Source organism: Cohnella silvisoli (assembly GCF_021190915.1).
GTDB lineage: Bacteria > Bacillota > Bacilli > Paenibacillales > Paenibacillaceae > Cohnella > Cohnella silvisoli.
On the sequence record NZ_JAIOAP010000025.1, the window covers coordinates 75,979 to 90,339 of the forward strand.

Annotated in this window: 6 protein-coding genes; all 6 read left to right on the plus strand. The window is 51.2% G+C overall.

Translation table 11 applies throughout. The features are described from left to right. Positions 1–13 precede the first annotated feature (13 nt). Positions 14–3,901, plus strand: coding sequence for a non-ribosomal peptide synthetase (locus K7P76_RS31025; protein WP_232189984.1), 3,888 nt, complete (start codon positions 14–16; stop codon positions 3,899–3,901). 65 nt (positions 3,902–3,966) lie between these two features. After that, entirely contained in the window at positions 3,967–7,371 is a 3,405-nt protein-coding gene (locus K7P76_RS31030; RefSeq protein ID WP_232189985.1) for an AMP-binding protein, read from the plus strand. Next, a complete protein-coding gene (locus tag K7P76_RS31035; protein WP_232189986.1) occupies positions 7,358–8,080 on the plus strand; it encodes a 4'-phosphopantetheinyl transferase family protein in 723 nt (240 codons plus the stop codon). Before K7P76_RS31030 ends, K7P76_RS31035 begins: the two co-directional genes overlap by 14 nt. Before the next feature lie 27 nt (positions 8,081–8,107). Then, positions 8,108–9,970, plus strand: a complete 1,863-nt coding sequence (locus K7P76_RS31040; protein ID WP_232189989.1) for a cyclic peptide export ABC transporter — start codon at positions 8,108–8,110, stop codon at positions 9,968–9,970. After that, positions 9,967–10,680 carry a thioesterase II family protein gene (locus K7P76_RS31045; protein ID WP_309244810.1) on the plus strand — a complete coding sequence of 238 codons (714 nt, stop codon included), beginning with the start codon at positions 9,967–9,969 and terminating at the stop codon, positions 10,678–10,680. Before K7P76_RS31040 ends, K7P76_RS31045 begins: the two co-directional genes overlap by 4 nt. 10 nt (positions 10,681–10,690) lie before the next feature. Then, a partial coding sequence (locus K7P76_RS31050; RefSeq protein ID WP_232189988.1) for a condensation domain-containing protein occupies positions 10,691–14,361 on the plus strand: 3,671 nt, incomplete at its 3' end.

The following is a 14,361-nucleotide window of genomic DNA, read 5'->3' on the forward strand; positions in this document are numbered from 1 at the left end:
AGCGGATGCATTCATGTTGCCCCCCACGTTGGAGGAACGATCTTTCGGTAGACAAGCAGCTGCATTCTGGGAAAAAACGTTGGAAGGTTGGGACGATGAACCGCCCTTGCAACCCGACGGTTTCGGAGCGACGACTTGGAAGGAACGGATGGAATTTCGAATATCGGAGAGAGTCATGAATGCAATGAATCGATACTGCAAGGATCGAGAGGATTTACGTACGATTTTTATATTTGCCGCCGCCGCTGCCGTTTTGCTCGCTTTTACTCGTTCAGAGCGGAAGTTGGCTATATCCATTCCTATCCATGCTAGGGAAGGTGATGTAACACAAAATAGTAGAAAACAATTCGTTCCGATCATGATTGAAAAGTCGGAGGAAAGACTCAGCTTAAAGAAGCGACTTAATCAGCTGCTGGAACGGTTTCGCGAATCTCACCGTTATGCGGATTATTGGTTAAGTCATTATGGTGGATCCAACGAACCGGAAGGATTAAAACGTTTCGTTTTTTATTCTGAATCTATTATTCAAGAGAGGGAATTTACATATCCGTTCGCGGGAGCGAACGAATCGGAGATTTGGTTTCAGATTGAGCATAGCTCCGATGAACAATGCACTCTTTCAATTGTTTATTCTGCAGGTTTATACAGTACTACGTTGATAAACTCATTGTCAGAGAGCATCATCGCCTTATTAGGACAGTTTGCCGAATGTCCCGATCGCGAGGAAACCGCATGTGAGCTTCGATCGAATCATGCTATTGACAAACAACTGAAATGGAATCATACAGCGGCACCTTATGAGTGTCTTCAAACGGTGCACGAAGGCTTTGAGAGAAAAGCTGCACTTTACCCCGGGAAGCTTGCTGTCGTATGTGGTTCGGAGGCTTTGACTTACCTTGAATTAAGCGATAGGTCGAGCGGGATGGCAAGCCGTTTAATAGGCGAAGGACTTAAGCCGGGGGATCGGATCGCCGTCATGCTGGACCGTTCGAAGGAATGGGTCGTCTCATTTCTTGCCGTACTCAAGGCCGGGGCGGTGTATATCCCGATAGATCCCGCTTATCCGTCGCAGCGGATTGAATACATGCTTGCGGATAGTCAAGCGACTGCGCTTATCGTCTCAGAACAGGGGGGAAAATTGCCTTTGTTCGAGGGGCTAGTTATTTCTACAAACCATTTATCGTATGGCGACGTAGAAAGCGCTGTCACTGCACTTCCAGTCGTGAAGTCGGAGGATTTGGCTTATGTGCTGTATACGTCAGGATCAACGGGAGACCCCAAAGGTGTCATGATCGAACATCGGGGAGTCAGCAATCTGCAGAGTTATTTCGAAGGCGCGCTTGGCATCGGAACGGAAGATCGGATATTGCAGTTCGCGAGCGCTTCGTTCGATGCTTCCGTCTGGGAGATGGCTATGGCGTTATTGACCGGAGCCCGATTAATTATCGCAATACCCGAAGTTATAGGCGACTTGGAACGTTTCCAACGCCTCATTAGGGACCAATCGGTGACCGTTGCGACTTTGCCGCCAACGTATGCCGACCAACTGCATCCTGAACGTCTTCCTTCCCTCAGGCTCCTCATTACTGCGGGTTCCGATTCCAATCGAGAGCTATTCCTGAAGTGGAGCGAACGAGTTAACTACGTTAACGCCTACGGTCCAACCGAAACGACCGTTTGCGCAACGGCATGGAATGCATGGGAAGAGCAGCTGATGTCATCAGCACTCATCCCAATCGGGAAACCGTTGCCAAATACAAGGGTATGGATCGTGAATGATGAATTGCAGCCTCTGCCGGAAGGCGTACCTGGAGAGCTCGTCGTCGCGGGAACGGGTTTGGCGCGCGGATACTGGAGAAGACAGCCTTTAACGGAACAGAAGTTTACGCGATTACCCTTAGATGGAACCCTTATTTATCGAACGGGGGACTTGGCGAAATGGGGGGACGATGGAAACCTGATTTTCTTGGGGAGAATCGACAATCAGGTCAAGATCCGCGGCTACCGGATAGAGACGGAAGAGGTAAGGCATACCCTAATGAAACATCCCGGCGTAAGAGACGCAGTCGTTACGGTTAAGCCGGATGCGGTGGGGGAAGCTGCGCTCATTGCCTATTATGTTGCCAAACCCGATATTTCGATAGAATCTTCGTCGTTGAGGAAAACGGTATCAGAATGTTTGCCGGCTTACATGGTCCCGACTTATTGGGTCGAGCTTCCTTCTATACCCTTAACTTCCAATGGGAAGCCCGATCTGAAAGCGCTGCCAGACGCATCCGAATGGCTTGTAAGCAAGAGTGTGCTCGATACAGACAAGCCGAGAAGCGAGACGGAGAAGCGGTTAGCCGTTATCTGGCATTCAGTAATTGGCGTGGAAGTTCTCGACAGAAACGACGATTTCTTTAAGCTCGGCGGTCATTCGATGAAAGCAGCTAAGATGACGGTATCGATTCATCGGGAGTTCGGGGTAAACATGGCACTCGAGCAAATGTTCCGCCATGCGACATTAGCCGAAATGTCGACCTGGATCGATGAATGCGGCAATGAGGGCTCGATATCCGGCATATTGCCGGCACCGAAGCTTCCGGGATATCGGTTGTCGCCCTCGCAGCGAAGGGTATTCACGATCGAAAGCTCCCGCCCCGGGACGATCCTATACGTATTACCCTTTGCCTTCTGGATCGAACCGGCTCCAGACCCAGACAAATTGGAGGCTGCTTTTGTCCGTCTTATAGAACGACATGAACCCTTGCGTACTTCATTCGGGTGGGATGGCGGCAAGCCGATACAGATTATCCATGATTCATTTTCCTTTTATTTGGAGCGAAGCATGGATAGCCCAGACCGATTAGAGGAATTAATGCACCAAGTTATTCAGCCTTTCGAACTAGATAAGCCTCCCTTAATAAGAGCACATTTGACGGAATTTACGGATGGTAAATCGCTGCTTCTGCTGCATCTTCATCATATTATCGCAGACGGGCTTTCCCTCGGCATCCTCATGAACGATCTATTAGCGATTCTTGAGGGGGAAGAGCTTCCGCCTTTAACTTTGCAATACAAAGATTATTGCGAATGGATCAACGACCGCACAATTTCCGCCGAGCACGAAGCTTTCTGGGAAAGAAGGTTCAACGATTACTCTTCAACACCAGACCTGCCGATAGACGTACCAAGACCGACTAATCGTCGATCTGAAGGCGATACGTTATCCATTCAATGGGATAAGACATTAGCCGAATCAATACGCGAGCTTGCTAATCGGTGCGGTGCAACCGTTCATATGACGATGTTGGCGGCTTATTACGTACTTCTCTCTAAAGTAACGGGTTCTGAAGAGGGAGTCATCGGATCACTGCATGCCGGAAGGGAGCATCCCGAAGCCATGGCTATGGTAGGGATGTTCGTACATACGCTGGCTCATCGCAACCGGGTGAACGGCGAACTGACTTTCCTGGCATTCGTCGAGGAGGTTAAGAGCCGAGTGCTGGAAGATTACGAGCACTCCGAATATCCATTCGAGCTGCTCGTCCGCAAGCTGAAACCGCAACGCAATATGACCCGCAATCCGTTGTTCGATACAATGTTCGTGCTTCAAAATCTAGATGCCCCACCCGTCCAGACGGGACATTTAAAGTGGACACCGCTCGTATTGCAAGAGAAGTGGTCGCGCTTCGATCTTGTGTTCCAAGCTTGGGAAAACTCGGATGGAATGCTGTTGTGGGTCACGTATTCCCACTTCTTGTTTAACAGGAGCACCGTTCAGAAAATAGCGGAGGATTTCCGCAAGCTGCTCGTTTTGTTGGCCGAGGTGCCAGAGCGAAGGATTGCAGACGTGACATTGGCTGTCGAATACCGATCGTTGAAGGCGCCCAATCTATCGTTCGATTTCCAATTTTAGCCAGGAATCCGACCAAAGCAAGTCGATTGCAACGACAATTGAATCCTAAACGAGGAGGAATAATAATGAGTTTGGACGGTTTGGAAATTCAAAAAATAATGTCTAGCGGAAGGCTCGATAGGGAGAAGGCGTTCTGGACTGATTTATTATCTGGAGACTTGGAATTAACCCGTTTTCCCGAGAGTAGAAGTTCAGGCGAGCAGAAGGCGGACAAGTATACCGAATGGAACACGGCTTGCGGTTCCGACTTATCGGGGAAAATCAAATCCATAGCCGGAAATTCGGACATCGCAACGTTCCTGGTTTTGTTAAGCGGCGTTCAGATCGCAGCACAGAAATACGCGCACGTTTCGGAAGCGCTTCTTGTTTCACCGGTGTTCGATATTCATGGCAGCGGCGACAATTTGAACAACATGCTTGTCGTTCCTTTCGCCCCGAATACGGAAGGCTCTTACCGTCAGTTCTTGAACGAGCTCAAATCCAGGTTCGAAGGCATATTGGACAACCAGAATTATCCATTTATCCAGATCGTTAAGGATATGGGATGGGGAGGCTCGGATGCGGGGGCCGATTTCTGCGTTCCGATCTTCATTGGCTATGACCGGATTCATCCCTTTCATGCTCTGGAGGTTGCCGACGCGGAGTTTGCCTTTTGGTTCACGGAACGCGATGAGGGATTGAACTTGCTCATCCGCTTCGACTCGAGTCGCTATTCGAACGAGTTTGCGCAAGCCGTGGGTTCTCATTGGCTTCACTTATTAGAACAATTGCTGTCGAATTCGGAAGCTCCTATGACCTCTTTGGAGATGGTCTATCCGTCTGAATGGCAAACTGTCATTCGCGATTTCAACGCTACGGAAGGCCCGTTTCCAAGTACGAAGACGTTAAACGGTTTATTCATGGAACAGGTTTCTCGGACGCCTGAAGCCATAGCCGCGATTTTCAAAGAGGATACGGTGAGTTACCGCGAGCTTGACGATAGATCCAACCAGTTGGCAAGGGCGCTTCAAAGAGCAGGGGTAGGTCCCGAAGTCCGGGTTGGTCTGTTATGCAAGCGATCCTTCGATATGATCATAGGAACGCTCGGTATCATGAAGGCGGGAGGAGCTTATGTTCCCCTGGATGTTTCGTGGCCTAAGCGCAGAATACAAACGGTTCTGAACGAGGTGAATGCAACCCATCTTGTCACGCAAAGGGAAGTATTCACCCCTATGGCCGATCTGTTGTGGAGATCGCATAAAGGGATTCAAGCGATAATCTTGGATGAAACGGAGGCCGAACCGTTTGCAACGGAGCCGGACAAGGAATTGATCGTGAAATTGTTTAACGACTTGGCCGTGACCGCGAAGGATAAGGTGTCGTCAGGGGGATTTATCAGTTCGTATACGGGGATCTATTTCACCGAGCCGGAAGTGGACGAATACCGGGATCGGGTTGTAGAACTGGCCAAGCCGTTTGCCGGCGAAGGAAAGAAGGCTCTGGAAATCGGTTGCGGATCAGGCTTGATTCTCTTCGCATTGGCTGAAGCTTTCGACGAGTATACGGGTCTCGATCCGTCGCCGTTAACGCAGGAGGCCAATCGAAAGAGCTTAAACGAAAGCAACAGGGATCGGATTCGGTTGCTTACGAGATTCGCAGATGAAATCTCCGAAATGGAGGATAACAGCTATGATCTGGTACTGCTTCCGAGTACGATCCAGTTTTTCCCGGATTACCTCTACTTAAATAACGTTCTTCGCGAGGCAGTTAGACTCGTCCGTCCTGGCGGTGCACTGATCGTAGCTGACATCCTTGACGAATCAACCAAGGAGGATTTCCGAGCCTCCCTAGAGGAATTTAAGCGAAATCACGGAACCTTCTATCAGACACGAGTCCAAATAGACCAGTATCTTTATTGCCACGAAGACTTCTTCGTCGGCTTTGCTAATTCATTTCCTGAACTAGAGGTCAATATCCTTAAACGCAACAAAGGATTTATGAACGAATTACGGTACCGCTACGATGTTGTCATCACGAAGTCCGAAACAGCATTAAAGTTGGAAGCGCCGATTAGCAGAAAGTTCTTAACCCGATTTCATATCGATTCCGAAAAGGTTAGCCCGCTAGACATACCGGAAGATCCGACGCGTACGGCCTATGTGCTATTCACTTCAGGATCAACGGGAACTCCGAAAGGGGTTGTCGTTTCCCATAGACCGGTCGTTAACGTTATCGACTGGGTTAACGGCAAGTTCGGAGTGAACGGGCAGGATCGCTTGTTCTTCATTACTTCGCTCTGCTTCGATTTATCCGTATACGATCTATTCGGAATTTTCGCGGCTGGCGGAGCGGTAGATCTTATCCCGGAGGAAGATGTGCGCAAGCCGGAAACTTGGCCAGCCAGAATGGCGTCCAGCGGGATTACGATATGGGATTCGGCGCCGGCCGCTCTGGCGCAATGCATTCCATTCTTCGAGAAATATCAAGGAGCGTCCGCGCCGGTTCGTTTATTCATGCTTAGCGGGGATTGGATTCCGTTAACGCTTTCCGATCAGTTGAAGCGATTATTTCCGGATTGCAAAGTAGCAGCGTTGGGCGGAGCAACCGAGGCATGCATTTGGTCCAATTGTTACGAAGTGGATAAGGTGGATGCGGCGTGGAAGAGCATCCCTTATGGCAAACCGATCCGCAATGCGAAGTACTACATTCTGGACCGGGAGCTGAAGCCTTGTCCAATCGGCGCACGGGGCGAATTATTCATAGGCGGGCAATGCCTGGCGGACGGTTATCACGAGACCGGCCTGACGAAGGAACGGTTTCTGTCCGATCCATTCTCGGTTGATCCTAACGCACGCATGTATAGAACGGGCGACTTGGCCAAGTGGATGTCGGACGGCAATATCGAGTTTCTGGGCAGGGTCGATTACCAAGTGAAAATCCGCGGTTATCGGGTCGAGCTCGGGGAAATCCAAGCCAAGCTCCTCCGTTACCCGGGAATCGCGCAATGCGTCGTTATCGATCGAATGGACGGATCCGGACAGAAAGCGCTTTGCGCGTATTACGCTTCACCGGATGAGTTGCCCGCCCGGACGTTGAGAGAGTATTTGGGTGAGGATCTTCCGAGTTATATGATTCCGTCGTATTTTGTAAGGCTCGAAGCAATTCCTGTAACGTCCAACGGAAAAGTAGACCGCTCATTCTTACCCGAGCCACAGTCTCAAGTTCGCTCGGCTGAAGCTTTCGAACCGCCGGAGAATGAAATCGAAGCCGAACTCGTCGAGATGTGGAAGCAATTGCTTGAGCTTGAAATCATCGGAGTCAACGATAATTTCTTCGAATTGGGCGGACATTCCCTGCTTGCCGTCAAGCTTGAGATTGAGATGGAGGAGCGTGGACTTGTCGTCTCTCCGGAAGATTTTCAGCAATGTTATACCATCAGGGAGCTGAGCCAATTCACAACAAGAGCTGGCGATAACAATGAGGCTTTGTAGGGTAACTCCCGAGCGTGCAGAAGGGTCGCCTCTTCGGATATACGCTGTTAACGTTTCCGAGCCGTTGCAGGCGGAATTGCAGGATGAGCTCACAACGCTATGCTCGCTTAATCGAAGATTAGGGCTGAGACGGTTCGCCCGCGAAGAGGATGCTCGGCGATCGCTGATGGGCGAAATGCTCCTTCGCGCGGCATTAGTCCAGGATTGGCTTCCCAGCGATCGGATTTTGACGTTCAGGCAAGACGGATACGGCAAACCTTATCTAGATGGAATAAACGACATTCACTTTAATATTTCTCACTCGGGGGACTGGTGCGTTTGCGCGGTTTCCGAATGTCCTGTCGGTATTGACGTGGAACAAATCCGGGAGCAAAGACTGGAATGGACGAACGCGTATTTATCATCCGAGGAGTGGGACGATTTGCGGATAAAGCGGGGAGCGGAACGTCTAAAGCGATTTTACGAAATATGGACGAGAAAAGAGAGCTACGTGAAGTGCTTAGGCCGGGGGTTATCGCTTGGTCTGGGCACATTTTCGGTTGTCGGGGAGTCGGTTAACCGGTTGTTACCGTACAGATTGCAAGGGCTCCGGTTGGATGATCTTCACCAGGCGGCGATATGTACATCTCTATCCTCCTTCCCTGAGCAATGGCAGTTCATGTCTGTAGATCAAATCGGCATTCGGTTGCTGCAAGCTGAAGCAAGGTAGGGAGGGAGGAAACCAAACGTGATAGCGATGTGGATCTGGATAATTGGATTAGGGCTGCTCTGGAACGCGGCGAGCATCGCATGGGTGCTGCTAGGCATCCGGAAAGGAAGGTGGCAGCCTAAAGATGCGGATAAAGGAAGAGGCAGATGGAGTCGGGTATTATTCGCAGCAGTGTTCTACGGCTGGTTAGGTTATTGCTTATACGACCTTTGGAGGGGTTCGTCCGATTTCGAGAGGATAGCGATTGCGGAAATTTCCGCGCTCTTCCTTTTGTCGGGCGTATATCTTGCGTTGACAGGTTATTTTCCCAAACCAAATGAACGTCCTTTTGTCACGATGCTGCTGCTCGGCATCTCCAGCGGAATCGGCAACGCATCGATGATCTTCGTCGTAAACGCAGCGATTTGGGACACGGAAGGAATAAAGGTTAGCTTATTGCCGTACTTCGTGTTAGGCATGTTGTTATTCGTTTACGGGCAGAAGCTGCTCCGTTCTCGTCTTATTCGTATGACGAACGGTATCGTGTACGACAAGAGAATGGAGATTCTGACCACGGTCCTGAACGCGCCCTATGAGAACATGGAAGCGATGGAACGGGGGAAAATCGAAACCTGTTTGAACAACGATACGGAAACGGTCAGCAGCTTTGCGAACAAAATGGTTAGCATCGGAACTTGGTCGGTGACGATTACGGCGGGGTTCGTTTATTTGGCATTAATCAATTTAGCGGGTTTCCTATTATCGCTCGGAGTCGTTATCGCCGCTTCCGGGGCCTTCTATGCGATCATCCGGTCAGCAAACCAGCTGTGGGAACAGACGAGGGATATCCAGAACGTGTTCTTCAAATTCATTCATGACCTGATCTACGGATTCAAGGAATTATTCTTGCATCGTAATAAAGCCCGTGACTTTCGGGAGGACATGGCGGGGAGCTGCGCCACCTACAGGGATAAACGCATGGAAGCCGAATCGAAAATCGCCAATGTGGTCGTTATCGGCGACCTCCTGTTCGCAGCCGTTATTGGTACGGTCGTGTTCGCGTTTCCCTCCTTGTTCCCCGAGATGCGACAAGAGGCGCTTCGCAGCTTCGTGTTTGTATTCTTGTACATGGCGGGGCCTCTCACCTCCATACTGAACTCATTGCCGGAGCTATTTCAAGCCCGCATTAGCTGGAAGCGTATACGGAGCTTCTCTGAAGAGCTCTCCGGCATTCGCAGAAGGGAATCCACATACGAACTGACGACGGAGACAAGCGAAGCGGATGAAGTTACATTGCGATTGGAGGAAGCCGTGTACGAATATGGACGAAATGAGGATCGATCGTTCGCCGTCGGTCCGATAGATTATGAGTTTCGTTCGGGCGAGCTTACCTTCATCGTTGGCGGCAACGGCAGCGGGAAATCAACGCTGGCCAAGCTTATCACGGGTCTCTACGAGCCAAATGAGGGAAGCGTGACGTTAAACGGCGTACGAATGAACGCCGGGGATATCGGAGTTCACGTGTCTACCATTTTTAGCGACGCTTATTTATTCGACAGGCTGTACGGAATCGATTTCGAGGCCAAGGAGCGGGAAGCGCAGCATTATTTGCAATTGCTTAAGCTAGAAGACAAAGTGTCCATTCAAGACGGACGATTCAGTACGACCAAGCTGTCTACCGGCCAAAGGAAGCGGCTTGCTCTGCTGGTTAGCTACCTGGATGACAAGCCGATCTGTCTATTCGACGAATGGGCTGCCGACCAGGACCCGGAATACCGCGAATTTTTCTATGCTTCACTGCTGCCGGATTTACGGAGCCAGGGCAAATGCGTCATCGTCATCACGCATGACGACCGTTATTTCGGGCTTGCGGATCAGGTTATTAAACTTGAAATGGGGAAAATCGCGTGAAGCTCTTCTGTCTTCCGTACGCAGGCGCTTCGGCGGTTATCTATATGAAATGGAAAAAAGCTTTCGGTGTGGGAGTAGAATGCATTCCGCTGGAATTGGCCGGACGGGGGATACGAACCAAAGATCCGTTCTATCAGGGCATGAGGGATGCATCCGAAGATGTGTTAGACCTAGTAATGCGCCATTGCGACGGTAGTCCGTACGCGTTGTTCGGCCATTCGATGGGCGGAATGATTCTATACGAAACAGCTCGTTTGCTGAGGGATCGGAATATGCCGGCTCCTGCGAGGCTATTTATCTCAGGAAGACCGGCTCCCGGGACGATCGATTCCTCAGAGCCGATTCATCAGCTGCCCGACGAACAATTCGCACAGCGGATTGTAGAGATGGGGGCTACCTCCCCGGAAATCTTCGCGAGCAAGCCGCTAAAGGATGCTTTTATGCCGATATTGCGAGCCGATTTCCGCTTAGTGGAAACGTACAGGTACGAGGAGAATGAGCCTCTGGCTTGGGGAATAACGGTCATTGCGGGGGAAGAAGAAAGTTGGACGGAACAAGAGCTCGTTGGCTGGAAGCGGCATACGAAGGATGAATGCCGGATCGTTCGGATGCCGGGAGACCATTTCTACTGGTGCAACAAACCGGAATCGTTATTAGGGCTGCTGAAGGAAGAGCTAACGAAAATAATCGGAGAAATGAAATTCGCTTAGAGGGAGGTACATGATGAAGCCGTATGTCCATTTGGCGGATATGCTCGAATACGAGGCCCGAAACGGAAAAGGTATCGTGTTTATCCATAAGAAATCGGAGACACGGATGTCTTACCGAGAGCTTTACGATCTTGGTATGAAGCTTGCACAGCGTTTACACATGAGAGGTTGGCATTCGCGAGACGAAGTGGTGCTTCAAATTGACGATCAGTGCGCCTTCGTCGTTGGATTCTGGGGCTGCATGCTCGGCGGATTTATTCCCGTTCCGATTACCACCGGAGGAAACGAAGAAAATCGGGTGAAGTTCCAGCAGGTGTGGGGAACGTTAAACCGCCCGAGGCTATTGACGGATTCGGAGCCTTTGGAAGCTGAAGCCAGTGAGATAAGGGACGACAAGGAAGTTTTCTATTTAAGGCTGGATGACCTTGAAGGTCGGGTAAGCGAGTCGTTGGGATCAGACACCGTTAGCGAGTTCGAGCCATTCATGCCCAGCGGAAACGATATTGCCTTTCTTCAGTTTTCGTCCGGATCCACTGGACAGCCGAAGGGTGTCATACTCACGCATGCAAACCTTTTATCCAACATGAACGCGTTCATAGCGAGCTCGGGCACGACCGACCGGGATTGTACGCTCAACTGGTTGCCTTTAACTCATGATATGGGATTGATCGGTTTTCATTTGGGCCCTATCTATGCGGGGATGGACCAGTATTTAATGCAGCCTGCGCAATTCATGCTGGATCCGATGTTATGGCTGGCCAAAGTCAATGAGCATCGGATAACGGCCATCGCTTCGCCGAATTTCGGATATAAGCACTTCTTAGGCTGCTTCAAGAAGGACGAGTCGATCGGATGGGACTTGTCCTGCGTTAAGCTGATCTTTAACGGAGCAGAGCCGATTTCCGCTGATTGGGCGGAACGTTTTCTTCAGTTGTTAGCTCCCAGCGGGCTGAAGCCGGAGGCCATGTTCCCGGTATACGGGATGGCGGAAGCGACGCTTGCCGTCACTTTTCCGCCGCCGGGAGAACGTCTCGTTTCGGTAATAGTCGAAGCGGGTTCCCTTCTGCTTGGCAAACCTGTTAAGCATGCGAAGGATAATGACAGACGGACGGTGACGTTCGTGGACGTCGGTTATCCTGTCGCACAATGCGAAGTCGCGATTCGCGGCGACGCGGATAATCCCCTTCCTGAAGGAACGGTTGGACATATTCTGATTCGGGGCAGCAATGTCACCAGAGGATACTACAATGCTCCCGAAGCCAGCGCTGGCGCGCTTGCGCCGGGGGGATGGCTTCGCACTGGGGACGTCGGATTCATGCAGGACGGAAGATTGGTCATTACCGGAAGGTTTAAGGACATTATTTTCGTACGGGGGCAGAACGTCTATCCTCATGACCTGGAGAAACGCGCGGAAGCGGTCGATGGGGTCGGCTACGGCAAAGTTGCCGCATGCGGCGCTCCGAATGCCGACTTGGGAGAAGATGAGATCGTATTGTTCGTACAGCATAGGGGGAAGCCGGAGAAATTCCTCCCACTCGCCGAGAGGCTCAAGCGACAATTAAGCCGCGAAACCGGATTCGATATCGGCAGAGTCGTCCCAATTCGGCTTATCCCGCGTACGACAAGCGGCAAGATCCAGCGGTATAAGTTAGCTGAACGGCTGAGCTTGGGAGAATGGGATGCCGTGTTTGGCGAGCTCGAGGCTCTTCGTTTGGCGGTTGAAATAAAGGAAGAAACTTCATCCTACGCAACACAAGATGAACATCCGGATTTGATTCGTTTAATGGGGATTTGGCGGGAAGCGCTAGGTGTTTCGTCCGTTCATGCAGATGATCATTTTCAAGAGTCGGGAGGAAATTCGTTAAAAGCCGCGCAAGCACTGGCGGGTATTCGCAAGCTATGGGGAGCAGAGCTTTCACTTAGGGACATCTTTGAGTTTCCGACGCCGCGATTGCTGTTAGAGCGCATTCGCCGAGAAGAACTAGTCCCGTTCGTAACCAGTGGCGGGCTGTTTGAAGAAGTTCAGTTCGCAGGCGGGGCGGAGGGCGATCGGTTTCCCGCGTCGACTGCACAGAAGAGAATGGCGCTGCTTGAGCAAGCGGAGGGCATCGGCTGTGCTTATCATATACCCGTCGTGCTGTCGGTAGACGGTCCATTGTCGTCCGATAGTGTCGCAGAAGCACTTCAGTCGCTGACGGATCGGCACGAAACTCTGCGAACATCCTATCATTGGGAGCATGGACAATTGTTGCAGGAAGTTCATTCGAGCGGTTCCGCAAAGGTAGAACTGCGTATATTTTGCTGCGCTTCAGACGGCTTTCCTAAGTGTGATGAATGGAATGACGAGGAACTGAACGGTTTGCTCACTCCGTTCGATCTCAGCCTTCCCCCGCTAATAAGAGCGGCGTTATGGACAGATGAAGCTAACAGCCATCGCTTAGCATTGAACGTTCATCATATTGCTTCCGACGGGATCGGAATGAATGTACTGATGCAGGAATTCGCAGCTTTACTGAACGGCGAGCACTTGCCTTTATTAAAGGTTAGCTATAAGCAATTCGCGGTCTGGGAGCAGAGGAATCAGGCAACGAAAACGGAAAGCATAGCTTATTGGAGTCGAGAGGTTGCGAATGAAGCGCCATCGTTAAATTGGCCTGACACGTCGATCAGACCCATCCGAAGAACATTCAGGGGCGGCGCCGTGAGAGCGGTAGTGCCATCGGAGGCGGCAATGGCATGGAACCGGCATGCCCGGTCGAACAACGGCACGATTTCTTCTCTGCTGCTCAGTCTTCATGCGATCATCCTTCAACGTTACTGTCTTCAATCGGAATTTGCGATTGGCTTATTGTTGGCGGGCAGATCCCATCCGGATACGCAGGGGATGGTCGGAATGTTCAATAATTACATTCCTGTCCGGATGGAATCCGTTGGTGAAGGGACGTTCCGCGAGCATTGGAACCGAAGCCGTGACAAGCTATGGGAAGCATTAAGCCATGCGGATGTTCCCTACGAGAAATTAATAGAGCTTTCCGGGCGAGGAACGGAATCCTCGCGCAATCCGTTGTTCGATACGATGCTTATTTACCATAACCAGTTAGAGACCACGTTCACCAGCTTTGAGGCGGGCGGCTGTCGCTTCGAGCAAATCCAGGTGGATACCAGCACTTCCAAATTGGATCTGAAGCTGGACGTCTATCCCGAACGATCGGGTGCTTTAACTTGTGTATGGGAATTCAATGAGTTGTTGTTCCGTCGCGAGACGGTCGAGAAGATGGCCCGCCAATTCGTCAGGCTGGCGGAATGGATCGCGAAGGATCCGGATTTGAAAACGGGCGGCATCGACTTGTTGTCGAAAGAGGAGCATCATCAGGTCGTTAATACGTTTAACGCTACCATAGCGCCGTTTCCGCGAGAGCTGACGCTGCCCGAGCTGTTTCGCAGGCAAGCGGAAGCCGCTCCCGACAAGCTTGCCGCGTCGTTCGAAGCCGGATCGCTTACCTACCGGGAACTGGACGAGAGAGCCAACCGGATTGCCCGCAAGCTTCTGGCGACCGGTCTGCGATCCGGGGAACCCGTCGGGCTCATGGCGGAGCGCTCGCCGGAGCTGCTGGCGGGTTTGCTCGGGATATTGAAAGCCGGAGGCGCATACGTCCCGCTGCCGCCGGACTTCCCGGAAGA

Excerpts from the sequence above, each read along its gene's own strand:
- K7P76_RS31030 (WP_232189985.1), top strand. The coding sequence starts at position 3,967 with ATGAGTTTGGACGGTTTGGAAATTCAAAAAATAATGTCTAGCGGAAGG.
- K7P76_RS31035 (WP_232189986.1), top strand. The coding sequence starts at position 7,358 with ATGAGGCTTTGTAGGGTAACTCCCGAGCGTGCAGAAGGGTCGCCTCTT.
- K7P76_RS31025 (WP_232189984.1), top strand. The coding sequence starts at position 14 with ATGTTGCCCCCCACGTTGGAGGAACGATCTTTCGGTAGACAAGCAGCT.
- K7P76_RS31040 (WP_232189989.1), top strand. The coding sequence starts at position 8,108 with ATGTGGATCTGGATAATTGGATTAGGGCTGCTCTGGAACGCGGCGAGC.